The sequence below is a fragment of the Sulfurospirillum sp. 1307 genome, assembly GCF_054408545.1.
The window spans coordinates 1,077,169-1,102,503 of the sequence record NZ_CP176011.1; the positions used below are offsets into that span (position 1 = coordinate 1,077,169).

Here is a 25,335-nt window from a genome sequence, read left to right on the forward strand (position 1 = left end):
CTATAATCAAAGACTTATCTATTATGATAAATATGATTGGTTGGAGATTGGATGAAGAAAATTCTTATTATTGCTGATGGTACTTTGGCAAAACACTTTTTAGAAAGGATTATGCATCAAGGAAGTAGTGATAATCTTTTTGATGTTGTAACTTATAGAGATAAAACTGTACCCTCTAAAAAACTTGAAAACTTTAATTTTTATAGTTTTGATCCTACTAGTTATGAAAAAATATCTCCACTTTTAGCAAGAGATTATTATCAGATCATGATAATAGTTTCAAAAAAAATAGATGCAATTGGCTCATATAATAATATTAGAAGCATCAATAAAGATGTTCAAGTTATCATGATGGATAGGTGGGAACTTGATATCGATGATGATAGATTAGAAATTTTAGATTCAAAAGCAGTTTTAAGTTCTAGATTTGTTGATTTTTTACCAGATATGCCAGTTATCGCTCAAAATGTAGGCTTGGGTGCGGGTGAAATAATGGAGATAAGAGTTCCAATAGGAAGTTCTTATGTATATAGACACATAGGTAGTATTGCTCAAAAAAAGTGGAAAATAGCTGGAATTTACAGGGCAAATAAACTCATTTTACCAAGACCAACTTTGATGATTCAGCCAAATGATATTTTATTGGTGATTGGTGATCCAGTTGTACTGCAAAGTGTATATAGAAGTATAAAACAAGATTTAGGACAGTTTCCTTCTCCTTTTGGAAATAGTATCTATTGTTTAATAGATATGAAAAATATGAGTAAAAGAAGTATAGATACACTTTTAAATGATGCTATGTTAATACACTCAAAAATAAACAGTGTAAAACTTTATATAAAGGTCATTAACCCAACATACACAGAACAATTTGAAAAGATAAAGAGTTATGATTCTAAATATATAGTTGTAAATATAGACTTTTATGAAGACAATGCAAATAAAGTTTTAAAAGATGATTTAGAAAAACTAGATATCGGACTTATCGTTGTTGATGGAGAATTTTTCAATGAGAATTTAAAAGCTCTATATGCTTCAAAATTACCAGTTTTAAAAATCGGCGCTTGGGGATTTTTAAGCTTAAGAGAGGGTGTTGTTTTGAGTAGTAATAGTGAAGATATAGAAAAAGAATCAGCGGTGATTTTTGATGTATCTTCGCAGTTAGACTTGAAGATAAAATTGTATAATTTTAATCCAGATAATTCAACAGAAGCTAATTCATTGGTTGAGTATTTTGATAATTTATCAAAACTTTTTTCAAGAAAAGTTGAGATAGTAGAAACTAGAAAAAATCCATTGTTAAAACTCAGAAACAAAGATGATATATTACAATTTGTACCTTTTAATTCTAAAATATTAGAGCCAAGTATGTTGTCTGTTTTTTCAACTGATATGGAAAGATTATATTTTAAACTATCAAATTCTTATCAGCTTTTTATCCCTGTATCTGTCTAAGGAGACAAAATGAAAGTAAATATAGATTGTGCAAAACCATACAATGTTTATATAAATGAATTAGATAAAATAAAACTTGACACAAAAGTAGCGATAGTTACAAACGATACTGTAAAAGCTTTACATGTAGAAGATTTTTTGAAAAAAGTTGAAGCAAATGAGTGCCATGTGATTAGTGTTAAAGATGGTGAAGAGTATAAAAATTTTGAAACGATAAATTATATACTTGATGAGTGTTTTAAGTTAAAGCTAGATAGAAAATCAGTATTAATCGCTCTTGGTGGTGGTGTAGTAGGGGATATGACAGGATTTGTAGCTTCTATATACCAAAGAGGGATTGATTTTATACAAGTTCCAACTACTCTTCTTTCTCAAGTTGATGCAAGTGTTGGCGGGAAAACAGGTATCAATAACAAATATGGGAAAAATCTAGTAGGAGCTTTTTGGCAACCAAAAGCAGTTTATTGTGAGACAAATTTTTTAAAAACATTACCTGCTAGAGAGTTTAGTGCTGGGGTTGCTGAAATCATCAAAATGGCAGTGACTTTTGATAAAGATTTTTTTGAATGGTTAGAAAATAACTCTTTACATGTAGAAGAAAATCTACAAGAAGCTATCAAAAGAAGTGTAAAAATAAAGGCTGATGTTGTAAGCCGTGATGAAAGAGAAGAGGGCGTAAGAGCAGTTTTAAACTATGGGCATACATTTGCTCATGTGATTGAAAATGAAACAGAGTATAAAAAGTATCTTCACGGAGAAGCTGTTGCTATTGGGATAGTTATGGCAAATACTTTAGCAACTAAAATCGGGCTTTTAAGTAAAGATGAGTTTGACAGAATAAAAGCACTTTTATCTAAATATGACTTACCAACAAGTTATGAGATAAAATCTGCCCAAAAATTTTATGAAAGTTTTTATCTGGATAAAAAGAGTTTTAACCATAAAATCAAGTTTATTTTGCCAAATGGCATAGGAAACTTTAGTATGAGAGATGATATAGAAAAATCCGTACTTTTGGAAGTCTTAGGTGGTTTTAATGATTAAAAAAATTGTCTTATTGATTTTTATTTTTACTTTTTCTTTTGCAAATACACAAGATAGTAATGTAAGCAGTGAAAATCTTGTAAAAATAAAAGAGCTTGAAACAAATATTGAAATCATTAATGAAGAGTTAAAAAACAATATTTGGTTAATTGGATATGAAAACTATGTAACTTATCAAAGTTTATTTGAAGAATTAAAAATAGTAGATAAAGAGGTAAAAAGATTATCAAGAAAAAGAGATAAAAAGTCTAAAGAATTATATGAAGAGATGCTTAAAGAGCAAGATAGACTTGAAAAACAAATTGAACTTTTAAGAGAGTATAAAAACTCACCATTTGTAAAAATCATAAAACCAGATGAGATTGATACGCAACCATCAGTGACCAATCCTTTGATGATAATTTCTGCATTTTCTTACATAAAAAAGATTAAAAAAGATAGAGATGATTACAAAAACAGGCTTGATTCTTTAGAGATTTTGATATCAAAACTAAAAAAGAAAGAAGAAATTTTAAAAGAGATTTATAAACTAAATCAAAAAGAAGAGATTTTAAAAGATATTAAAAATATAGAAAAAGATTTATTGGAATTCAAAAGAGCCCATGAGCTTGCAAATACTACTTATGAGGTTTATTCAAAAAAAGTAGATAGAATTATACTAGAAGTTAAAGATGAGATTACTTCTCAAATCAAAAGAGCTTTTGACATAGCTTTATTTGTTTTGATGGTGATAGTGATTTCTTTGATAATCAAATTTATGATAAAAAAATATATAAAAGACAATGAGCGCTTTTATATGGCAAATAAGGCTATAAATTTTATAAACTTTACTCTTATTATCTTGATTTTACTTTTTGCTTATATAGAAAATGTTTCTTACTTTGTAACTATATTAGGATTTGCTTCAGCTGGTATTGCAATTGCCATGAAAGACTGGTTTATGAATATCTTAGGATGGATGGTTATTGTTTTTGGAGGAAGTTTCCACGTTGGGGATAGGATAAAAGTTAGAAAAGATGGGCTTTCATATGTTGGAGACATCATAGATATTTCTCTTCAAAGAATGACAATTTTAGAAGATATAACTTTAACTAGTTATGTAGAAAATAGAAGAACAGGAAGAGTTATATTTGTACCAAATAATTATATATTTACAACGTTGATTGCAAATTATACTCATGGTACATTAAAAACTGTTTGGGATGGGATAGATTTGACTATAACTTTTGATTCAAATCATAAAAAAGCAATGTACATCATCAAAGAGATAACTAAAAAATATTCAAAAGGATATACAGATATAGCAAGAAGAAGTTTAAATCATCTAAGAAGTCAGTATAGTCTTAAAAATACAAATGTAGAACCAAGAATTTACTCCTTTTTAGAGCCTCATGGTTTGACAATTAGTACTTGGTATATGACTAATTCATATGCTGCGCTTGTTCTTAGAAGTACGATAAGTGCTGAAATAGTTGATGCAATAAACAAAGAAGACGATATAAAGATAGCTTATCCAACTCAAACCATTGATATAAGACATCAAAGCAGATTTGCTCCAAAAGATTTAGATGTTAACAAGGATGTATTATTTTGAAAAAAGTGTATTTTAAAACATTTGGGTGTAGAACAAATATCTATGATACTCAAATAATGATGCAAAATTTAAAAGATTTTGAAGTTGTTAGTGATGAGAGTTTAGCAGATATTGTTGTAGTAAATTCTTGTACAGTTACAAATGGTGCAGATAGTGGTGTTAGAAGCTATATAAACGGGATAAATAGACAAGGTAAAAAAGCAATCATTGCTGGATGTGGAGCTTTTAGCAAGGGAAGTGAACTTTTTAAAGACAAAAAAGTTTTTGGTGTTATGGGGCACTCTGAAAAAGAAAATATAAACAATCTTTTGAAAGTTGAAAAACCATTTGTTGAATTAGGGGATTTAAACTCGGTAGATAAAACAATAGTAAGTGAGTATATCGGAAAGAGTAAAGCTTTTTTAAAAATCCAAGAAGGATGTAACTTTAGGTGTTCATATTGTATCATTCCTTATGTAAGAGGAGATGCTAGAAGTCAAGATGAAGAAAAGATATTAGAACAGGTAAGAAAACTAGCATATAATGGCTATGGAGAGTTTGTATTAACAGGAACTAACATAGGAAGTTATGGACAAGATAAAAAAAGTAGCCTTGGTAATTTAGTTAAAAAAATAGCTATGATTAGAGGTGTTAGAAGGATAAGACTTGGAAGTATTGAGCCAATACAAGTAGATGATAGCTTTAGAGAAATTTTAGATGAGCCTTGGTTGGAGAAGCATTTACATCTTGCACTTCAGCATACAAATGAAGAGATGCTAAGAATTATGAGAAGAAGAAACAATGTAAAAAGGGATTTAGAGCTCTTTAATGAACTAAGTAGCAAAGGTTATGCTTTGGGAACAGATTTTATAGTAGGGCATCCTGGAGAGAGTGAAGAGATATTTGCAGATGCCTATGAAAAGCTAAAAGAGTTTCCTCTAACACACATCCACTCTTTTATTTACTCTAAAAGAGATGGAACTCCTAGTAGCAAAATGAAGCCTGAGATTAGAGGTGATGTGGCTAAAAAACGACTTAAAAAGACTGAAGAGTTGATAGAAAATAAAAACTATGATTTTAGATTGAAAAACAGAGCAATCCTAGAAGTATTGGTTGAAGAGAAAAAAGATGATGCTTTTGTGGGGTATGATCAGTTTTACAACAAAGTTCATATCAAATCAAATAGAGATATAGATAAAGAGTGGGTAAGTATTAGCGAGTATGAAGTAAAAAAGGATGCAAATTATGCTCAATTTTAAATCCAAAAAAGTAATGATAATTTTTATGTCATTTAGTATGTTGGTTATTTTGCTTTTAGGCGTTGCCCTAAAAGATAGAAATAATCCGATAGATTTAAAAATGTATGAAGTTCTTTTGAAAAAATCAGAATTTAAAGAAGCTAAGATTGATGGAAATGAAGTATTTTTAAAAACTGATAGTGGCTCATATGTTATTTACAAAGACAGTATTGATTTAAAAGAGCTTGCAAGTCATGTTCCTATAAAAGTTGCAAAAGATGTTAGTATCTTTGAAGATTTGATTTTTATGATAATCATTTTTGCTCTTTTGATTGCATTTGGCATATACAACAGAAAAAAAAGAGAGAGTGAACTTCAAAAAGAGCAAGAAAAATACAGCGCTTATGCACATGAAGGACTTACAAAAACTATCATACAAAGAAGTAGGTCAGCCTATAAGTTTAGTGATATTGCAGGAATTGATGAGGTAAAAGAAGAGTTAACTGAGATAGTTGATTTTTTAAAAAATACAAGAAAATATAAAAAAATGGGTATAAAACTTCCAAAAGGGGTTTTACTTATCGGTCCTCCTGGTGTGGGTAAGACTATGATAGCAAAAGCAGTTGCTGGAGAGGCTGATGTGCCATTTTTTTATCAAAGTGGAGCTAGTTTTGTTCAGATTTATGTGGGAATGGGAGCAAAAAGAGTAAGAGAACTTTTTTCATATGCTAAAGCAAATGCACCATCAATCATATTTATTGATGAAATTGATGCTGTTGGAAAAGCAAGAGGTGGTATGAGAAATGATGAGAGAGAATCAACGCTAAATGAACTTTTAACTCAAATGGACGGGTTTGAAGATAGTAGTGGAGTTATAGTCATAGGAGCTACAAACAAGATAGACATCATTGATGAAGCACTTTTGCGTTCAGGTAGGTTTGATAGAAGGGTTTTTATACCAATGCCTGATATAAACGATAGGATGAAGATCTTAGAAATTTATCTAAAAGATAAAAATTTTGAAGGAAGTATAGAAAATATAGCAAAAATGAGCGTAGGCTTTAGTGGTGCTGCACTTGCTACTTTGGTAAATGAAGCAGCCATAAATGCTCTTAGAAATAAAAAAAGTGTTATAGATGAAGATGACTTTTTTGCAGTAAGACAAAAAGTTTTACTAGGAAAAAGAAAAGTTTTAAATTTTTCAGATAAAGAAAAAGAGATACAATCATACTATCAAGCCGCAAAAGCACTTTGCGCATACTGGTTTGAGTGTGATTTTGATAAAATTTCCATAGTAAATGATAGATTAAAAGATTTGGATATGGAAATTGAATCTAAAACTTCAATGCTTTCAAAAATCAAAGTATATCTAGCTGGTATTGCAATAACAAACATAAAATACAACGAAATTTTTACAAATAGCAGTGAAGATTTAAGCCGTGCTAGAGAAATAGCAAAAGATATGAGTGAGAGATACGGCATGGGCAAAAGCTTAGTTCCAAGTGTTGATGATATTGAAAATATCTTGAAAAATGCAAAAGATGAAGTAGAAAAATTTCTCATAGGAATGACAGCAGTAATCGAAAAAATTGCACAAAATATCTACGAAAATGAAAGCATAACAAAGCAAGAGGTTAAAAAAATTGTAGATGAAGTATTTTAACGGTTTTTCTCTTGAAGGTGAAGAGGAGCTTTTTGAGAGCTTTACATGTAAAGATGATTTTTGTGTTGTAGGGTTTAGTTATGGGGCTCAAAGAGCACTTGAGTATGCTTTTACATGTAAAGAAAGAATCGATAAGCTTCAACTCATTTCGCCTGCTTTTTTTCAAGATAGAGACAAAAAGTTTAAAAAACTTCAAAAGATAGCTTTTAGAAAAAATTCTGATGAGTATTGCAAAAATTTTTTAAAAAGTTGTGGTTTTTGTGATGATAAATACTTTAAAAAAGGAAGTATTGAAGAGTTAGATGAGTTGCTTGAATATGAATGGAGCATTGAAAAACTTCAAAGCTTAATTGCTAGAGGAATTCAGATCGAGGTTTTTTTAGGGGAAAAAGATAAAATAATAAATCCTTTACATGTAAAGAGGTTTTTTCAAAAATTTGCTACAATTTGGTTTATAAAAGATAAAGGACATATACTATGATTAAAATTGGGATTTTAACACTTTCAGATAGAGCAAGTGCAGGGGTTTATGAGGATTTATCAGGTAAAGCGATAATTGATACATTAAACGAGTATTTAACAAATGAGTGGGAACCAGTTTATGAAGTTATTCCGGATGATTTTGACCTCATAAAAGAGTCACTTAAAGATATGGCTGATACTCATGAATGCTGTTTAATAGTAACGACAGGTGGAACGGGGCCAGATCCAAAAGATTTAACTCCAGAGGCTACTGAAGCAGTGTGTGATAGAATGATGCCTGGTTTTGGTGAACTTATGCGTCAAGTTAGCCTTAAGTATGTTCCAACTGCTATCCTTTCTCGTCAAACTGCTGGGATTAGAGGAAAAAGTTTGATTATCAATCTTCCTGGTAAACCAAAGTCAATAAGAGAGTGTTTGGACGCAGTATTTCCTGCTGTTCCTTACTGTATTGATTTGATTGGTGGGCCATACTTAGAGTGTAATGAAGAAGTGATAAAAGCTTTTAGACCTAAAAAATAAAGGGTTTTTAACTGAAAATTGTAAAAAGTTTGGATGGAAGCTACACAGCTTACTCAAATAGTTATGAAGAGCACTATCACTCAACAAAAGATGGTGCTCTTAGTGAAACACTAATTAAGCATGTAATACCTGCATATGAGTTAAAATCAGATAAAAAATCATTATATATTTTAGATATCTGCTTTGGTTTGGGTTACAATACTCTAGCTACTATTTGGTACTTTTTAGAGCATAAACCTGAGATTGAGCTTTTTATCTACTCTCCTGAACTTGATGGAGATTTGATAAATTCATTAGTTGATTTTGAGTATCCAAAAGAGTTTTCAAAAGAGATTATAACCACACTATCAAAAGAGAAAAAATATCATAAAAACAATCTACATGTAGAACTTTTTATTGGTGATGCGGTTGAGTATGTAAAAGGGTTTGATAATTTTTTTGATGTGATTTATCAAGATGCATTTTCACCCGAGAAAAATCCTAAGCTTTGGACTAAAGAGTATTTTGGCTTGATTGCAAATGCTAGTAGGGAAGATGCAATTTTGACTTCTTATTCTACTTCATTTAATACTAGATATAATCTTTACACAAATGGTTTTTTTATCTATGATAAAGTAAATGAAAAAACAAGAGATTCTTTAGTGGCTTCAAAAAAGAAAATTGAATTATATAAAAAAATCGATATGGAACACAAAATAAAATGCAACTTAGATAGCAACTAGTTTAATTCCTATAAGAGCGATAAAAGTTGATGAAATTAAGTTTATGATACTTTTATATTTTAGATAAGCATTTTGTGCTTTTTTAGTAGAAAGAGCAATGGCAACTGTACTATACCAAGAAAAATCTAAGATAAATGATAAAGTGCAAATGATTACAAAAGTATATCTTGGGGTTTCTTGTGGTAAAAATGCTGCGATGATTCCACCTATGACTATGATAGTTTTTGGATTTGAGAGCTGAGTAAAGAGTCCCGTTAAAAATGATTTGAAATTGTCTGCTTTTTTATCTACATGTAAAGAGTTATTTTCTTGTTTTGATTTAGAGCTTTTAAAAATCTTATATGCTAAAAAACACAGATAAGCTCCACCTAGTACTTTAAAAGCTAAAAACATAATAGGGATTTTGGTTAGAAGCAAGTATAGCCCAGTACAAGCAACAAGCGCTAAAATAGCTGCTCCAAGTCCCAGTCCAAAAGCCATGAAAAGTGCTTTTTTTCTAGTATTTGACATCGCATTGTGAGCTATGAGAAAAAAACTAGGGCCAGGGCTCATGACTCCTGCGATAAATGCAAGGATTATAGGAACTAAAAATATATATTCACTCACTTTTGTTTCTTAATGTAAAAAATTGTTAAAACTATGATAAAAATCACAGTGCCTATGGTTATCTCTTTTAGGTAGGAGTTTATAAGCTCTTTATTATCTCCCAAAAAATAACCAAGTAATGCTAAAATACTAACCCAAATACCAGCACCCAAACTTGTATAAACAGAAAATTTGATTATATTCATACTTGCAAGTCCAGCTGGAAGTGAGATGTATTGTCTGATTACTGGGATTAACCTTCCATTGAAGGTTGAAATTTCTCCGTGTTTGCTAAAAAAATCTTCTACTTTATTTAGTTTTTCTTCATCAAACCAAACATAATGGCCATATTTTAAGATAAGTTTTCTTCCAAGTGTTTTTGATAGATAGTAGTTAAAAAGTCCTCCGCTAAGAGAGCCTAAGATTCCAAGAGCTATAACAAGATATAAATTCATTTCTCCTTTGTAAGCTAAAAAACCAGCAGGAATCATAACTACTTCACTAGGAAAGGGAAAAAATGAGCTCTCTAGGAACATTAAGGCAAATATACCAAAATATCCCAAAGAGCCAATACTTTGAACTAAAAAGTCAATTACTACATGTAAAAGTTCCACTAAGAAAGTGCCTTTAACTCTTCATCAATTTTTTCTAGTTTTTCTTTTGCATCACTTAGTGCTTTTTTATTTGTTTCTACAACTTCTTTTGGTGCATTTGCTACAAATCTTTCGTTGCTTAACATTGCATTGAGTTTTGCTACTTCTTTTTCAAGTTTTGCTTTTTGATTGTTTAGTCTAGTGATGATTGGAGTTAAATCAATCCCACTTAGTGGTATGAAAACTTCTAAGTTGTCGCTAACATCTCTGATTGCATTTTCTACTTTTGAATTTACTAGGTTAACTTCACCACTTTTTCCAAGAAGTTTTATAAAAGGAATAGCTTTTGTTAAATCAATATCTTCATTTAGTTTTATGCTCACACTCTCAATTTTACCTGGCATATCAATAGTTGCTTTTGCTCTTCTTATGCTTACGATTGATTCAATGACTAAAGAAAAGATTTTTTCAATCTCTTCATCTTTTGAAGTATCACTTGGATATGACATTACCATGATTGATTCTTCGTTTTCAAGCTCTTTATTACTAAGAGTTTGGTAAAGATACTCAGAAATAAATGGCATAAATGGATGAAGTAACTTCATAGCCTCCTTAAAGATAGCTCCAAGTTCAGCTACGCTTGATTTTTCAGCTTTGCTAAGCTCAATTCCCCAGTCACAAAATTCACCCCATAAAAATCTATAAAGAGTAGTTGCTGCATCATTAAATCTATAGCTATCAATTTGCTCTCTTACTTCACGAGTAGCTTCGTGTAAACGAGATAGCATATATCTTCCCAAATCAGTTTTAATCTCTATCTGGCTTAAGTCTTTAAAGCTTTTTTCATTCATGAGTAGATAATTTGATGCATTATAAAGCTTATTTGTGAAGTTTCTCATTTGCTCTAATTTGTCGTTACTTAGTTTTATATCACGACCTTGAACAGCTAAAATAGCTAAAGTAAAACGAATAGTATCTGCGCTGTATTCTTCTATGGTATCAAGTGGATCAATAACATTGCCTTTGGATTTACTCATCTTAGCACCATGCTCATCTTTTACTAGTGCGTGAAGGTAGATATCTTTAAACGGAAGTTCTTCAAATGTTTGCTCACTTTGAAACATCATCCTAGCTACCCAAAAGAAAAGTATATCAAAGCCTGTAATTAAAAGTGAGTTAGGATAAAAATCTTTTAAATCACTCTCGAACCATTTTTCATTTTTAAATTCATCTCCATTTCCCCAACCAAGAGTTGAAAATGGCCAAAGTCCAGAGCTAAACCAAGTATCAAGTACATCAGGGTCTTGATAAATATTTTTACTTTTACACTTTGGACATTCACTTTGTGTATCTTCTTCGCTAGCCCACTCATGTCCACAGTCTTTACAATAAAACACTGGTATTTGATGTCCCCACCAAAGTTGACGAGAGATACACCAGTCTCTTAAATCTTTCATCCAAGCATTAAACGAGTTTATCCAATGACTTGGGTAAAACTCACATAGGTGTTCATTTACTTTTTTTATAGCACCATTGGCTATCTCTTTTTTTACAAACCATTGTTTTGATATATAAGGCTCAACTACATTTTTACAGCGATAACAGTGTCCTACCTGATTTTCATAATCTTCTATTTTTTCTATAAACCCAAGTTCTTCAAGCTTTTGTACTACTTTATCTCTAGCTTCAAGTCTTTCTTCTCCTTTAAATTCACCACATTCATCATTTAAGATACCTTTTTCATCAAAGATAGTGATAAATTCAAGATTATGTCTTTTACCTACTTCGTAGTCATTGATGTCATGAGCTGGAGTTACTTTTACACAACCTGTTCCAAAATCCATTTCAACATGTTCATCAGTTATGATTTTTACTTTTCTGTTGATGATTGGTAAAATTACATTTTTACCAACTAAATGTTTATATCTTTCATCATCAGGATGAACCATTACAGCAGTATCACCAAAGTAAGTTTCAGGTCTAGTTGTTGCAACTATGATAGCTTCATCACTATTTTCAATAGGATATCTTAAATGATAAAGCTTTCCTTTGTTTTGTTCGTACTCAACTTCGATGTCACTTAGTGCACCATCATGCGTACACCAGTTTACCATGTAATTATCTCTTACTATTAAACCTTCATTGTAGAGTTTTACAAATGCTTTTTTAACAGCTTTTTTAAGCCCCTCATCCATAGTAAATCTAGCTCTACTCCAAGCTGGACTTACTCCTAATTTTCTCATTTGATGAAAGATTTGGTTTCCACTTACCTCTTTCCACTCCCAAACTTTTTCTAAAAACTTTTCTCTACCTAACTCTTCTTTTGTTATACCTTTTGCCAAAAGTTGCTTTTCTACTACATTTTGAGTAGCAATTCCTGCGTGGTCAGTTCCTGGCTGCCAAAGAGTTTTAAACCCATCCATTCTTTTATATCTTGTTATAATATCTTGTAAAGTAAAAGTTAGAGCATGACCAATATGTAGGCTTCCTGTTACATTTGGAGGAGGCATCATGATACAAAAGTTTTTACCATCTTTTTGTATGTTTTTATTGCCATCTATTTCAAAATAGCCTCTTTCTTCCCAAATCTTATAAAATTTATCTTCAACAATTTTTGGATTATATACTGTACTTTTTTCACTCATAATATTTTTATCCTATCTTCAAAATGACGCGATTATATCAAAATATGAGTAAATTAATGATTAAAGACAATGGTAAAATTATGTTTACCAATTAATTAGTTCTTAAGCCATTAAGAAATATAATTTTATTACTCATGTGTAGCATAGCTTAAGGTTTAAGCATACATCAATTGAGACATAGAGTACTCCTTTGATTCCATCAATTCATATACATGTAGTGAAAAATATAAATTAGGAGATGTGTATGAAAGGAATTATTCTTTCAATTTTGTCTATCATGGTTTTTATTGGTTGTAGTGGTAAGGTTGAGCAAAAGCCTGAATATAACTACATAAGTGCAAAAGAGACTGCAGAGCTTATTCGTCAAAGTCCTTCAAAGATAGTTTTAGTTGATATCCAAGAAAAAGATGACTTTGAAGAAGAACACTTAAGAGGTGCTATTGCTACATATGCATATCCTGTTAAAACAAAAGAAGAAGAAGCTAGAATAGCAAAGATGATACCTAGTATAAAAGATGATCAAAAAGTCATAGTTGTTTGCCCTAAAGGTGGCGGAGGAGCTGAGAGAGCATATGACTTCTTAGCAAAAAATGGTATTAAAAAATCAAACTTAGTGATACTAACTGATGGTCAATATGGTTTGCCACGAGAAGAAATAAAAGATGTTTTAGAAGTTGAAGAATAATCTTTATAAATTCATAATCCTATCAGTAGTGATAGGATTATGTTTTGTTGAACCACTTAAAAGTACACTTTTAGATATATTTTCATTGTTTAACTCTTTGGATATTGAAAGAGTTAAAGAGTATATACTCTCTTTTGGTCTTTTAGCACCAATTGTCTCATTTGTACTTATGGTTCTTCAATCACTCATTGCACCACTTCCAGCATTTTTGATAACATTTTCAAATGCTGCTCTTTTTGGATGGGTATATGGAGCAATTCTCTCTTGGATTTCAGCTATGGTTGGAGCTATACTTTGTTTTTATATTGCAAATTTTTTAGGAAGAGATTTTGTAGAAAAACTGACATCTAAAAGTGCATTAGAAAGTGTAGATATGTTTTTTGAAAAGCATGGAAAATATGCTATTCTTATAGCAAGGCTTTTACCTTTTATATCATTTGACTTGATTAGTTATGCAGCAGGTCTAACTAAGATGAAAATAAAAGATTTTATTATAGCAACAGGGATTGGGCAGCTTCCAGCCACGATTGTTTATTCTTATGCTGGAGAGATGTTAATAGGGGAGAGTAAGATGATTGTTTATGGACTTTTATGTCTTTTTGCTTTTTCAATACTCATATACTTACTAAAGAGTTTATATGTCAAACGCACATCTTGATTATGAAAAATGTATAGATTGTAAGCTTTGTATGCAAGGCTGTTTAATGCTTGATGAGTTTACAAACTCGCCAAAAAACTTACTTCTTGATTTTAAACAAAACAAACCAACTTCACATATCTCTTTTTCATGTGCTACATGTAACTATTGCGAAACAGTTTGCCCAGCTGATATTAGTTTTAAAGATATATTTAAAGAAGCAAAAGTAGAACATGCAAAAGATGATAAAGTTTTAAAAAGTTTTGGGTACAAATCTGTACTTTTTCATCAAAAAAATAGTTTTTCAAAAATATTTACAGCTAAAACAAAATTTAGCGTAGGAGAGTATAAAAATATGGCTTTTATGCCTGGATGTGCCTTGTCTTCTTACTCTCCTCATCTAGTTTATAAAATTTATAAGCACTTAAATGCTACCTTGCCAGGGATTAATATGCTTCAGCAATGCTGTGGGCAACCTACAAGAATTGTAGGAGATATGAAAAGATTTCATAAGCTATATTCTAAACTTGAAGCTGATATTGACTATATGCAAGTAGATACAGTAGTGACTGCTTGTGAAAATTGTTATATGAGTTTAAAAGAGTTTTCGCCAAATGTAAAAGTTGTTTCTCTATATGAAACTTTAGCTAAGCATGGCATACCTAGAGAAAAAGAAAATGCTTATACTTCTTTTGATAAAGTCGCTTTACATGATCCTTGTCCAACTCGTCATGAAAAACATCTACATGTAAGTACAAGAAAGCTTTTAGATATGATTGGTTTAGAGTATGAAGAGTTTAAAAACAATAAAGAAAAAACAGAGTGTTGTGGAAGTGGAGGTATGCTTGAGCTTACAAATCCAAAATTGGCACTAAATCAAATGAATTCAAGAGCAAATCAAACAAAGTGTGATACTATTGTAAGTTACTGTCAATCATGTGCTGAATCAATGAGTAGAGGCGGTAAAAATGGAGTTCATATACTTGACCTTATATTTACAGATATAAAAAAAGATAATTTTGTGCAGAAGAAAAACTCTGTTGTAAAAAAGTGGTTTAACAGATATAAATCAAAAAAGATTATTGAGAAATTAAAATGAAAAAAACTATATTTTATGTAATTATTGCTGTTGTTTTAGGTAGTTTTTACTATTTTGATATTTTTTCGTTTACAAGTCCATCTGAGATAAGAGATTATGTTTTAAGTTTTGGCTCATTTGCACCGATTGTTTTTATAATCTTATTTACCATAGTACCTTTGACACTTTTTCCTGATGCTCTTTTAGCAATAGCCGGAGGTTTGATATTTGGCCTGTTTGAGGGAAGTTTATATATCATGATTGGGGCTCTTTGTGGTGCTACTTTGTCATTTTATATTTCAAGATTTTATGGTTCATGGTTAAAAGAGAAGTTAAAAAATGAAAAGCTTTTAAACTTAGATAAAAACATAAAAGAAAATGGTTTTTTGATTATATTTTTTCTTCGTTTAGTTCCTTTAGTTCCATTTGATATCATCAGTTATAGTGCTGGTTTTTCTTCTATAAGATATAAAGATTTCATACTTGCAACTTTATTTGGGATAATACCAGGAGTTGTAGTTTATGCAAACATTGGGGCTCAATCTCTTAATTTTGGCTCAAGTAGTTTTTATCTCTCAATTGCCTTTTTAATAGGACTTACTGTAGTTTCAATGATATTTAAAAACAAGCTAAAGAGGAAGTTTTATGAAAATAATTAATCTTTTGCTAGTAGCATTTTTATTTATATCTTGTTCTAAAGACAATGGTGTAAAAGAAAATGTACTTGAAAAACCATATGAACAGATACTAAATGAAGCTAGAGGAAGTGAAGTTTCTATTTACATGTGGGGTGGAAGTAAAGAGGTAAATAACTATTTTGATGAGTTTGTAATACCAAATGTAAAAGAGCTTTATGATATAAAGATAAATCGTGTGCCAATAGATGATGTAAAGAGTGTTTTACAAAAGATAGAGTTAGAAAAAAACTCAAATAAAAAAGGCTCTATTGATATCATTTGGATAAATGGTGAAAATTTTAAGATTGCGAAAACAAAAGATTTATTATATGGCTCTTTTGTTTCAAAACTTCCAAATTATAACGCTTATGTAGATAGCAAAAACAAATCAAATTTGCTTGATTTTTCTGAGCCAACAAACTTACTTGAAGCCCCTTTTGGAAGAGCTCAATTTGTTATGGTTTATGATTCAAGCAAAGTAACAAACCCACCTAAAAATACAAAAGAATTATTTAGCTGGATAAAAAATAACCCAGGAAGATTTAGCTACCCTGCCATTCCTGATTTTACAGGGAGTGCCTTTGTTAGGCAACTATTTTTAAGTAGCATAGGAGGGATAGAAAACTTTGATAAAGACAACTATAAAAGCAAGTTAAAAATGTTTTTTAAAAAATTAAATGATATAAAACCTTATATGTTTAAAAATGGTAGTTACTTACCAAAAAGCTCAGCTCTTTTAGATACATTGTATGCAAATGGAAGTGTTGATTTTACATTTTCTTACAATCCATCTCATGCACTAAATAAAATCAAAACTTCAAATTTTCCAAAATCTTCAAAAACAGCTATTTTTGAAGGAGGAACTTTGGCAAATACTCACTTTTTAACTATTTCAAAAACAGCATCAAATCCAAAAGCAGCAATGGTAGTTATTAACTTTCTTTTATCTCCAACTGCACAATACAAAAAAGCACAAAGTGATGTTTGGGGAGATGGAACAGTACTAGATTTAAATAAGCTTGATGATGATTTTAAAGTAAAATTTTCCAATTTAACTTCCGATCCAGCTTTGTTAGATTCAAAAATATTACAAGAAAATCAAATCCCAGAATTAAGTGCTGATTATATAGAAGAGATAGAAAAGATTTGGAAGAAAGATGTTCTTCAAAAATAAAAATTTTCTTTTATTTATACCTGCTCTGTTTTTAAATATACTCTTTATTTTGAGCTTTTATCTGATGTTTCAAAAAACTATTGGTGCAAATGAAAATATATTTTTAGAATTAATTAGCACTAAAGAATTTTTAAAATCTCTATTTTATGGACTTGAAGTTTCTTTACTCGTTATAGTTTTTAGTGTAGTTTTGTTTTTGTTGATTTATTATATGCTTTTTTTATTGAGCTTTAAATACAAGCAAGATTTAAAAGCTTGGTTTCTTTTTACAACTTTCCCAGTTCTCATACCTTACTCTTTTTGTGCATTTTTAATGTTTTTGATGTTTTTCCCAGTTGGTTACCTTAAAGAATTTATGCCTTTTTTAGTAGGCTCAACTCTGTCTTTAGTCATAGCTTATGCTTATAAAGTAGTGCCTTTTTTGATACTTGTTTCTTTTCCAAATTTATTAAAAATATCTAAAAACGAGATAAAACTACATAAAATTTACTCTTCAAAATCATTTGATTTTTTTTGGTATATTTTGATGAGAAGAAATTTAAAAGTTATTTTTATAGCTTTATTTATTGTTTTTTCTTTTGTGTTTAACGCTTATGAAATACCTTCAATATTAGGTTCAAACATCGATAAAATGCCAGCAGTTTATGTAAATGAAACCTTACACACATACAGTTTAAATTCTATAAATCAAGCATATGCTAGCTCAATGCTTTTTTTTGGAATAACTCTTTTTTTTATTCCTCTTTTTTATTTAAGCTATAATACTACAAAAAGAAGAGTATTTTGAGAAGTATAAAAAGATTATTGACCATGGTTGTGATTTTAAACTTTATACCACTAATTTACATATTTTTTATTGGTTTTTCAAGTATAGATTTGTATAAACTTTTTGAGTTTACATGTAACTCCTTTTTACTAGCTGTGATTTCTGTGCTTTTATCGTTTGTTTTTGCGCTTCCTAGTGCATATGTATTTGTCTATAAAGATGGTTATTATAAGTATTTTGTAATATCAATTTTGATGTTAATCTCGATACTTCCTCCCTTTTTGATTTCAATCATGCTTAGTAATTTATCTGATTTTTTTGGTTTTGAAAATGGCTTTGGTATTGTAAGTTTTGCTCATATGATAATCATCTTTCCTTATACACTAGCTTTGATGGTTTTAGGTTTTTCTTTTGTACCAAAAAGTGCTATTTATGCTTCAAAACTCTATGCTACAAATTTTTTAAAAGGTTTTGTCATGTTTTATCTGCCTTTTATGAAGAGTGTTTTTTTAGTAGCATTTATCTTGGGCATTACAATTTCAATGAGCCAGTACATTCTCTCACTTATGCTAAGCAGTCCTAGTTTTAGCACTTTAATGCTTCAAATAATCCCATATCTAAAAAGTGCAGATTTAAAAAGTGCAAATACTTATGCTCTTGTTTTCATTGCAAATAGTGCATTTGCGATTTATATTTTTTATAGGCTAAGAAATGTCATATCTAAAAATAACTAATCTACATGTAAAGCAAGGTGATTTTTGCTTAGATATAGACTCCCTAGAGATTAAAAAGGGATCCTTTTTTGGTGTTCTTGGTAAATCTGGAGCTGGAAAAAGTACTTTTTTAAACTCCATATGTGGTTTAGAAAGTCTAAAGGATGGAAAAATCATTTTAGATGGACAAGATGTAACAAATCTTGCGCCAAATAAAAAAGATATAGCTTATGTTTTTCAAAATTCACTTTTATTTGAAGGTTTAAGTGTAAAAGAAAATTTGGAGTATATTTTAAAAGCAAAAGGAATTAAAAAAGAAAATTACTCACAACTTATAGATGAAGCTTTGAATGATTGCGAGGCAATTGAGTTAAAATTTAGTGATATTGCCAATTTAAGTGGTGGAGAAAAACAAAGAGTTGCACTAAGTATGGCTTTGATATTAAAACCAAAACTTCTAATCCTAGATGAGCCATTTTCAAACTTAGATACTTCGCTTAAAGTAAGAATGAGAGAATTTTTAAAATCACTTGTAAAAAAACACAATATTACGGCCATCATGGTAACTCACGATAAAGAAGATGCATTTGAGCTTTTTGATGAAATGATACTTTTAGAAGATGGTAAAATCATTCAAACAGGCTCCCCAAAAGAGATATATGAAAATCCTAACTCAATCAAATGTGCTAAATTTTTCAATCTAGAAAATATGCTTTATGGAAATATTAAAAATGGTTATTTTAAAAATGAAGATTTATTTTTATATGTAGAACAAAGTGATTGCAAAGAAGTTTGCATGATAGTGCCTTTTAATGCCATAAAAGTTGATAACAAGGGGATTTTAACAAGTGTAATTGAGTCAAAATTTATAGATGGAAGATGGAAAATAAAGCTAGAAAACAATCTCATATTTTACTCCAATGAAACAGTTGGACATTTTGTGATAATCAATATCGATATTTCTAAGCTTGTTTTTTTGAAGGATTTGGTTTGATTGATACATATGCAAGAGGATATTTTAGTAAGCTTTTTTTAGCTATTGCAAAGCTTCTTTTATCTCTACATGTAAAGCCTTTACATGTAACGGTTTTTTCTCTTTTTATAGGTGTTGTAGGCGCCATTTATTTTTATGTGGGACTTCACATAACAAGTTTGATTTTGCTTTGGTTAAGTGGTTTTATGGATGTTTTAGATGGTGAGTTAGCAAGACTAAGCAATCAAAGCTCACAAAAAGGAGCTTTACTTGATATATTTTTTGATCGTATAGTTGAGATTTCTTATATATTTGCTTTTATTGGTACTGCTAGTAGTGAATCTCTTTTGGTTTTGAGTTGTACAATCATACTTTCCATGACACTTTTTTTATCAGTTGGAGCCATGAGTCAAAAAGAGAGTAAAAAAGCATTTTACTATCAAGCAGGACTAATCGAGCGAACGGAAGGATTTATACTGTTTTCTTTGATGATTATGTTTGCAGATTTTTCAACTTATATAGCTTATCTATTTGCTTTTTTGATTTTGCTAACTGTTGGGCAAAGGCTAAAAGAGGCACTTAGTATTTTAAAGTAGTATGCTATAATCATAATAAAAAAAGGTAAAATTTAATGCGAATTGCGATTTGCGGTATTAGTGGTTTTGTAGGAAAAAATCTTTCAAGAGAATTTGTAAATGATGGACATGAAGTTGTTAGGATTGGAAGAGAGCATTTTTTAGATGAAGAAGCTCTATATAGAGCACTTTATAAGTGTGATGTTGTTATAAATCTAAGTGGTGCTCCGATTTTAAAAAAATGGGATGAGGCTTATAAGCATGAGCTTTATGTAAGTAGGATTGATACTACAAAAAAGCTTATTAGAGTTATTGAAAAACTACAAGAAAAACCAAAAGTTTTTATCTCTCCTTCTGCGATTGGAATATACAAAGAAAATTTAGTTCATGATGAAAACTCAACAGAATTTGGTACAAATTATCTGGCACTTTTGGCAAAAGATTGGGAAAGTGAGGCAAAAAAGGTAGAGAAATTTGGTGTTAGATGTGTAGTGTTCAGGTTGGGCGTTGTTTTAGGAAAAGATGGTGGAATTGTTGATGAGTTAAAAGTACTTTTTAAGATAGGTTTAGGAGCAGTAGCGGGAGATGGAAATCAGCCATTTTCTTGGGTACATGTAGATGATGTTATAAATGTTTTTAAATTAGCGATTAGAGATGAAAATATGAGTGGAGTGTATAATTTGGTAGCTCCTGAAAGTGTTAGCAACAAGACGTTTATGAAAATTTTTGGCAAAGTTTTATCAAGACCCGTTTTTTTAAATGCACCTGAAGTATTTTTAAAACTAAAGTATGCTGAGGGGGCTGAGAATTTACTAAAAGGCTCATTTGTTGTTTCAAAAAGATTAGAAAAGATGGATTATAAATTTAAATTCAATAACTTATATGAAGCTTTAAGGGATATTTTGAAATAATAGTAAGAAAACCTAATTAAAAGGATTTAAGTGAGTGGTAGTAAGAAAATTTTAGTAATCATAGCTAGTATGATGCTTATATTTTCACTAGTAGTAGTGATAATAGTCACGCTCAATTTTAAAGAGTTTTCAAAAGATAGAGAGATAGAAAAAGCTGAAACAATTGCTTCTTTGGTCAAAGATGGATTAACTGCTCACATGGTAAGTGGTACAATGACCCAAAGGGCTTTTTTCTTAGATAATGTAAAAGAATCTTCAGGAGCACTTAAACTTTGGGTATTTAGATCCGATAGTGTTGTAAAAGAGTATGGAAAAGGTTTAAGAAATGAGCTTTTAAGAGATGAGATAGATAAAAAAGCACTCAGTACGATACAAACTCAAAAAATTATAGATGAAATACTCACTCGTCCAACTCTTAGAGTAACGATTCCATACGTAGCAACTTCAAAGGGTGAGCTTAATTGTTTATCTTGTCATACTAACGCAAAAGAGGGTGAAGCACTTGGTGGAATTAGTATGATTTTTGATATAGAAGGTGCTAGAAATGAATCTATTTTAACTCTGTTAAAAATCACAGGTACAACTTTGATATTTATCTTAATATTTATTTATATTACAGATAGACTTCTTTATCCATACACAAAAGCTTTAACTTATATTAGAGATTCACTTAAAAAAGCAAATTATGGAGATTACTCGTCTCATATAGAAATAAAAGGACAGGATGATTCAACAGAAGTTGCTAAGTGGCTAAACACACTTTTATTTAAGCTTAAAAAGACAATTGGCTCGATAGAAGATAATATTTCTTTATTTGTGGCAGATAGAAGAGAAAAGTTTAATGATCCTCTTGAAAAATCTCAAGCAGTTATTGAAGATATTGCAAAAATTTACAAATTTAAAAGAACAATTGAGCAAGATGTCTCAAAAGATGTAATTTACAATAGATTAATAAAAATCTTTAAAGAGCAATTACATGTAGATGATTTATCTTTATATGAAGTTGATATAAAAAATGATAAAAGGGTACTTGTCTATGATGATACTCCTGAGAAATTTTGTAAAATTGCAGATGAAAAAACATCTCAAAGATGTAGAGCATATAGAACAAACTCGATAGTCATGAGTGATGATTTTGAAAATATTTGTCAATCATGTAGTAGTACTAAAGAGTATCTTTGTATAAACTATCCGATAGATGATAATATATCTTTGGTTTTAAATATCAAACCAAAAAGCAAAGACGAATTAGCAGAGAATAAAAAAGCGATAGGTTACATCAAAAATTATCTTGAATCAGCCAGACCAGTTTTACAAAGTAAAATCCTAACAGAAATCCTTCAGCAATCAAATATGATAGATGGCCTTACAAAACTTTTCAATAGAAAGTATTTAGATATTTTTATGGAAGATGATATAAATGATTATGAAGATTATGCAGTTGCTATGATAGATATTGATTATTTTAAAAAGGTTAACGATACTTATGGGCATGATGCAGGAGATAAAATTTTAAAAGGGCTTAGTGATATCTTTAGAAAAATTATACAAAAAGATGATATTGCTTTTAGATTTGGTGGAGAAGAATTTCTTATCTTTATGCCAAATGTAAATGAAGCAAAAAATACTATACAAAAGATAAAAGATACATTTGAAAAAACTAACTTTAATGTTGGAGAAGATAGTATAAATAAAACTTTGAGTTCTGGAATTTCATTTAAGAAAGATAGTCCACAAAGTGTTTGGCAAGTCATAAAAAATGCCGATATTGCACTATATGAGGCAAAAAATAGTGGACGAAATAGAATAGTCGTATTTAAAGAGATAAAGAGTTGAGTTATGAAGGATTACAAAGAGCTACATGTAAAAATTACAAATGAAGTTAAAAATGTAGTAAATAAGCATGAGATTGTTTTTCCAGCATATTATGGAAAAGTTTATAAAGCCATAGCTAAAAAACACAATATTGATTTATCTCCAGAACAACTTTTACACAAAGAGATGTTAGATGAAAAGATAGTAAGACATATCATATCTCTATCTCAATATACACAAGAAGCAATAGAAGCGATGGAAGATAAAAATGAAGAAAAACTAAAAGAAGTTTTAGATGAAACCAAAAGACTTCAAGAAGAGATAGAAAAACTACAAAAACTTGTGTATAAAGATAGCCTAACAAAGTGTTATAACAGAGAGTGGTTTGAAGATAAATATCTACAAGAAGATAAAGCCTCCTTTTCAAAAGATGGAGTCTTTGTATTTGTAGATTTGAATAGACTAAAAAGAATCAATGATGATTATGGCCATATGGTAGGTGATAAAGTCATAAAATATTTAGCACTTAAATTACTTGAGATGACTCCAAATGTAGTAAGATATGGTGGAGATGAATTTATACTTTTTTTCACTGAAGGAAATGAACAAGTAGAAGAAAAAATGCACCAATGCTATGAACACTTTAGGCATACAAAATTTAAATCAGAAGATATTGAACTAAAAGCAACATTTGCATATGGATTATGTCCATTTAAACAGGGTGATACACTAGAAAGCATTTTAAGTGAAGCAGATAAGAAGATGTATGCTTACAAAGAGGGTAATAGGAGGGTGGAATGAGTCAAAAAAGGTTAAGTAAATTAGATGCACCAAAAAACATAACTAATGATGAAAAAGTTATGGGTGCTGATGATTTTATTGTTTCAAAAACTGATACAAAAGGTTTTATAACATATGCAAATGAGATATTTATAGAGATGAGTGGATATACGCCCCAAGAGATAATGGGTGCAAATCATAACCTCATACGTCATCCTCATATGCCTCGTATTGCATTTAAATTAGCGTGGGATTTGATACAAAATGGAAAAGAGTTTTTTGGTTTTGTTAAAAACTTAAAAAAAGATGGCGGATTTTACTGGGTGTTTGCTTATATCACAGCTGATTATGATAGTAGAGGCAACATCATAGGATACAGCTCTTTTAGAAGAACACCACCAAGAAGTGCGATAGAACAGATAGAGCCAGTTTACAAGCTTTTAGTAGATGCTGAAAGAAAAGGCGGCATGGAAGCTTCAGGAAAACTACTGAATGACTTTTTAGAGCAAAACAAAACAACATACAATGCACTTGTTATGAATCTTCAAAAGGGAGCTTAAGATGAAAAGTTTAAAAAGTTTACATGTAATAGCTCTTTTTTGTGTTGCAATTTTGAGTTCACTTTATATGTTTTATATATCTGAGTATATAGTTGCTTCAATCACACTTGTTTTATCTATAGTAGCTATATTTATACCAGCTAAAAGCAACGATAAATCTAACGATGAAGTTTTAGATCAAATAGAATCAATCCTAAAAGATATGGAAGAGGGCAAACTAACAAATAGAGTTAAACTAAGTAGTAACTCAAATAGGATGGAAAGTATAGCATGGCATCTAAATAATGCTCTTGATCAGATGGAAGTCATTCTAAGAGAAAGCAGATACACTATACAAGCTGTAAGTAGTGGTGATTTTAATAGAACTATTTTTTCAAGTGGGCTTCATGGAGAGTTTAAGTATAGTTCAAAAGCGATAGAAAAAGCTATAAATGCACTAAAAGCAAATGCAAAATATCAAATGATGGGAGTTATGTCTAACGAGTTTTCAAAAATAAATGGAGGATTTAAAGGAAGTTTAAATCTTTTAACATCAAATCTTGAAGAATTAGAAAATACAATTAAAATTTCATCTTTAAAAACAGATGAAGTTTCTGAAGTTTCAAATACAACTATGATTGAGTCAAAAAAAGCAAACAAAGAAGTATTAAACTTAACACAACTTGTTTCTCAAACCTCTGAATCTATCGATGGGCTTACTCAAAATTCAAAAGATATAAGTTCAGTAGTTTCACTGATAAATGATATAGCAGATCAGACAAATTTATTGGCTTTAAATGCTGCAATCGAAGCTGCGCGTGCTGGAGAACATGGTCGTGGATTTGCTGTTGTGGCTGATGAAGTAAGAAATTTGGCTGAGAGAACTCAAAAAGCGACAAATGAAATCTCAATAACTATAAATACCCTTCAGCAACAAGCAACAAACATACAATCAAATGCTGAAAATATGCGAATAATTTCAGAAAAATCAAGCGAAACTATGCAAAACTTCATAAATACTATGGAAATGTTAAACAATGACTTAACACTTGTCAAAAATATATCAGACAAGAGTAGTTTTGCAATGTTTATGGATAGATTTAAGATAAATCATATTGTTTTCAAATCAAATGCATATTCAGCAGTAGTAAAAGGAAATGTTTCAGATAAACTATTTAAAGATTATAAAAATTGTTATTTTGGAAAGTGGTATTATGGCGAAGAAGTTGAAAAATTTAGAAATAATAAAACATTTAAAGAGATGGAAAAATACCATAAAGACATACATGATAAAGTAAATGAAAATTTAACTTTTTCAAAAAATTGTGGAGATAACATCAGTAATGAAGATAAAGAAAAAATTATAAAAAGATTTAGTGAAGCAGAAGAAGCAAGTAATAAACTCTTTGCTTTGATGGATAAGTTTGTTGATGAAGTTGAAGGGACGTAATTAGAAGTATGTTTGTAAAGAAGCTTGAAGATTTAGTTTATG

The 25,335-nt window shown here is 30.1% G+C and carries 25 protein-coding genes and 1 pseudogene; 23 read left to right on the forward strand and 3 right to left on the reverse strand.

What is annotated here, in order from left to right:
* Window positions 1–51 precede the first annotated feature (51 nt).
* The 8 genes from ACKGJI_RS05490 to ACKGJI_RS05525 are packed head-to-tail and all read left to right on the forward strand — an operon-like array spanning window position 52 to window position 8,697.
* Window positions 52–1,455 (forward strand): COG3400 family protein, encoded by a 1,404-nt coding sequence (locus ACKGJI_RS05490; protein ID WP_458701572.1) that lies wholly within the window; start codon window positions 52–54, stop codon window positions 1,453–1,455.
* A gap of 9 nt (window positions 1,456–1,464) precedes the next feature.
* Complete coding sequence (gene aroB, locus ACKGJI_RS05495) at window positions 1,465–2,499, forward strand: 3-dehydroquinate synthase (RefSeq protein WP_458701573.1); 1,035 nt, start codon at window positions 1,465–1,467, stop codon at window positions 2,497–2,499.
* The gene (locus tag ACKGJI_RS05500; protein ID WP_458701574.1) at window positions 2,492–4,093 is read left to right on the forward strand and encodes a mechanosensitive ion channel family protein; all 1,602 of its coding nucleotides are present in this window, start codon (window positions 2,492–2,494) and stop codon (window positions 4,091–4,093) included. Before aroB ends, ACKGJI_RS05500 begins: the two co-directional genes overlap by 8 nt.
* Window positions 4,090–5,331 (forward strand): tRNA (N(6)-L-threonylcarbamoyladenosine(37)-C(2))-methylthiotransferase MtaB, encoded by a 1,242-nt coding sequence (gene mtaB, locus ACKGJI_RS05505; protein WP_458701575.1) that lies wholly within the window; start codon window positions 4,090–4,092, stop codon window positions 5,329–5,331. Before ACKGJI_RS05500 ends, mtaB begins: the two co-directional genes overlap by 4 nt.
* The gene (locus tag ACKGJI_RS05510; RefSeq protein WP_458701576.1) at window positions 5,318–6,973 is read left to right on the forward strand and encodes an AAA family ATPase; all 1,656 of its coding nucleotides are present in this window, start codon (window positions 5,318–5,320) and stop codon (window positions 6,971–6,973) included. The genes mtaB and ACKGJI_RS05510 overlap by 14 nt, the downstream gene beginning before the upstream one ends.
* Complete coding sequence (gene bioV / locus ACKGJI_RS05515; protein WP_458701577.1) at window positions 6,960–7,454, forward strand: pimelyl-ACP methyl ester esterase BioV; 495 nt, start codon at window positions 6,960–6,962, stop codon at window positions 7,452–7,454. The genes ACKGJI_RS05510 and bioV overlap by 14 nt, the downstream gene beginning before the upstream one ends.
* A complete protein-coding gene (mog, locus tag ACKGJI_RS05520; RefSeq protein WP_458701578.1) occupies window positions 7,451–7,975 on the forward strand; it encodes a molybdopterin adenylyltransferase in 525 nt (174 codons plus the stop codon). Before bioV ends, mog begins: the two co-directional genes overlap by 4 nt.
* A 29-nt stretch (window positions 7,976–8,004) precedes the next feature.
* Window positions 8,005–8,697, forward strand: coding sequence for a tRNA (5-methylaminomethyl-2-thiouridine)(34)-methyltransferase MnmD (locus tag ACKGJI_RS05525; RefSeq protein WP_458701579.1), 693 nt, complete (start codon window positions 8,005–8,007; stop codon window positions 8,695–8,697).
* Here the strand turns inward: ACKGJI_RS05525 and ACKGJI_RS05530 are convergent.
* Genes ACKGJI_RS05530 through ACKGJI_RS05540 form a run of 3 tightly spaced genes read right to left on the reverse strand, consistent with a single transcriptional unit; the run spans window position 8,683 to window position 12,520 of the window.
* The gene (locus tag ACKGJI_RS05530) at window positions 8,683–9,303 is read right to left on the reverse strand and encodes a LysE family translocator (RefSeq protein WP_458701580.1); all 621 of its coding nucleotides are present in this window, start codon (window positions 9,301–9,303) and stop codon (window positions 8,683–8,685) included. The two genes, ACKGJI_RS05525 and ACKGJI_RS05530, sit on opposite strands and share 15 nt — an antisense overlap.
* The gene (locus ACKGJI_RS05535) at window positions 9,300–9,896 is read right to left on the reverse strand and encodes a DedA family protein (protein WP_458701581.1); all 597 of its coding nucleotides are present in this window, start codon (window positions 9,894–9,896) and stop codon (window positions 9,300–9,302) included. Before ACKGJI_RS05535 ends, ACKGJI_RS05530 begins: the two co-directional genes overlap by 4 nt.
* Entirely contained in the window at window positions 9,896–12,520 is a 2,625-nt protein-coding gene (locus ACKGJI_RS05540; protein ID WP_458701582.1) for a valine--tRNA ligase, read from the reverse strand. Before ACKGJI_RS05540 ends, ACKGJI_RS05535 begins: the two co-directional genes overlap by 1 nt.
* A gap of 244 nt (window positions 12,521–12,764) precedes the next feature.
* On the opposite strand from ACKGJI_RS05540, the gene ACKGJI_RS05545 reads away from it, so the two are divergent.
* From ACKGJI_RS05545 to ACKGJI_RS05615, 15 genes and pseudogenes are all read left to right on the forward strand, one after another.
* Entirely contained in the window at window positions 12,765–13,205 is a 441-nt protein-coding gene (locus ACKGJI_RS05545; protein ID WP_458701583.1) for a rhodanese-like domain-containing protein, read from the forward strand.
* Complete coding sequence (locus ACKGJI_RS05550; RefSeq protein WP_458701584.1) at window positions 13,195–13,863, forward strand: TVP38/TMEM64 family protein; 669 nt, start codon at window positions 13,195–13,197, stop codon at window positions 13,861–13,863. The genes ACKGJI_RS05545 and ACKGJI_RS05550 overlap by 11 nt, the downstream gene beginning before the upstream one ends.
* The gene (locus ACKGJI_RS05555) at window positions 13,844–14,941 is read left to right on the forward strand and encodes a (Fe-S)-binding protein (protein ID WP_458701585.1); all 1,098 of its coding nucleotides are present in this window, start codon (window positions 13,844–13,846) and stop codon (window positions 14,939–14,941) included. Before ACKGJI_RS05550 ends, ACKGJI_RS05555 begins: the two co-directional genes overlap by 20 nt.
* On the forward strand, window positions 14,938–15,579 hold the full coding sequence (locus ACKGJI_RS05560; protein ID WP_458701586.1) for a TVP38/TMEM64 family protein: 642 nt from the start codon (window positions 14,938–14,940) through the stop codon (window positions 15,577–15,579). The genes ACKGJI_RS05555 and ACKGJI_RS05560 overlap by 4 nt, the downstream gene beginning before the upstream one ends.
* A complete protein-coding gene (locus ACKGJI_RS05565; protein ID WP_458701587.1) occupies window positions 15,566–16,771 on the forward strand; it encodes an ABC transporter substrate-binding protein in 1,206 nt (401 codons plus the stop codon). The genes ACKGJI_RS05560 and ACKGJI_RS05565 overlap by 14 nt, the downstream gene beginning before the upstream one ends.
* A 64-nt stretch (window positions 16,772–16,835) precedes the next feature.
* The gene (locus ACKGJI_RS05570; RefSeq protein ID WP_458701588.1) at window positions 16,836–17,558 is read left to right on the forward strand and encodes a hypothetical protein; all 723 of its coding nucleotides are present in this window, start codon (window positions 16,836–16,838) and stop codon (window positions 17,556–17,558) included.
* A complete protein-coding gene (locus tag ACKGJI_RS05575) occupies window positions 17,555–18,271 on the forward strand; it encodes an ABC transporter permease (protein ID WP_458701589.1) in 717 nt (238 codons plus the stop codon). Before ACKGJI_RS05570 ends, ACKGJI_RS05575 begins: the two co-directional genes overlap by 4 nt.
* Window positions 18,249–19,244 (forward strand): ABC transporter ATP-binding protein, encoded by a 996-nt coding sequence (locus tag ACKGJI_RS05580; RefSeq protein ID WP_458701590.1) that lies wholly within the window; start codon window positions 18,249–18,251, stop codon window positions 19,242–19,244. The genes ACKGJI_RS05575 and ACKGJI_RS05580 overlap by 23 nt, the downstream gene beginning before the upstream one ends.
* Window positions 19,241–19,819, forward strand: coding sequence for a CDP-alcohol phosphatidyltransferase family protein (locus tag ACKGJI_RS05585; protein WP_458701591.1), 579 nt, complete (start codon window positions 19,241–19,243; stop codon window positions 19,817–19,819). The genes ACKGJI_RS05580 and ACKGJI_RS05585 overlap by 4 nt, the downstream gene beginning before the upstream one ends.
* Before the next feature lie 35 nt (window positions 19,820–19,854).
* Window positions 19,855–20,709 carry a TIGR01777 family oxidoreductase gene (locus ACKGJI_RS05590; RefSeq protein WP_458701593.1) on the forward strand — a complete coding sequence of 285 codons (855 nt, stop codon included), beginning with the start codon at window positions 19,855–19,857 and terminating at the stop codon, window positions 20,707–20,709.
* Window positions 20,710–20,739: 30 nt separating this feature from the next.
* The gene (locus ACKGJI_RS05595; protein ID WP_458701595.1) at window positions 20,740–22,545 is read left to right on the forward strand and encodes a diguanylate cyclase; all 1,806 of its coding nucleotides are present in this window, start codon (window positions 20,740–20,742) and stop codon (window positions 22,543–22,545) included.
* 3 nt (window positions 22,546–22,548) lie between these two features.
* The gene (locus ACKGJI_RS05600) at window positions 22,549–23,325 is read left to right on the forward strand and encodes a GGDEF domain-containing protein (RefSeq protein WP_458701596.1); all 777 of its coding nucleotides are present in this window, start codon (window positions 22,549–22,551) and stop codon (window positions 23,323–23,325) included.
* Window positions 23,322–23,864: a PAS domain-containing protein gene (locus tag ACKGJI_RS05605; protein ID WP_458701597.1), complete on the forward strand. Its 543-nt coding sequence runs from the start codon at window positions 23,322–23,324 to the stop codon at window positions 23,862–23,864. The genes ACKGJI_RS05600 and ACKGJI_RS05605 overlap by 4 nt, the downstream gene beginning before the upstream one ends.
* Window positions 23,865–24,477: 613 nt before the next feature.
* Window positions 24,478–24,843: pseudogene (locus tag ACKGJI_RS05610) on the forward strand (methyl-accepting chemotaxis protein); the annotation flags it as partial.
* Between the two features lie 90 nt (window positions 24,844–24,933).
* Window positions 24,934–25,293: a CZB domain-containing protein gene (locus ACKGJI_RS05615; RefSeq protein ID WP_458701703.1), complete on the forward strand. Its 360-nt coding sequence runs from the start codon at window positions 24,934–24,936 to the stop codon at window positions 25,291–25,293.
* The last annotated feature ends 42 nt before the right edge of the window (window positions 25,294–25,335 follow it).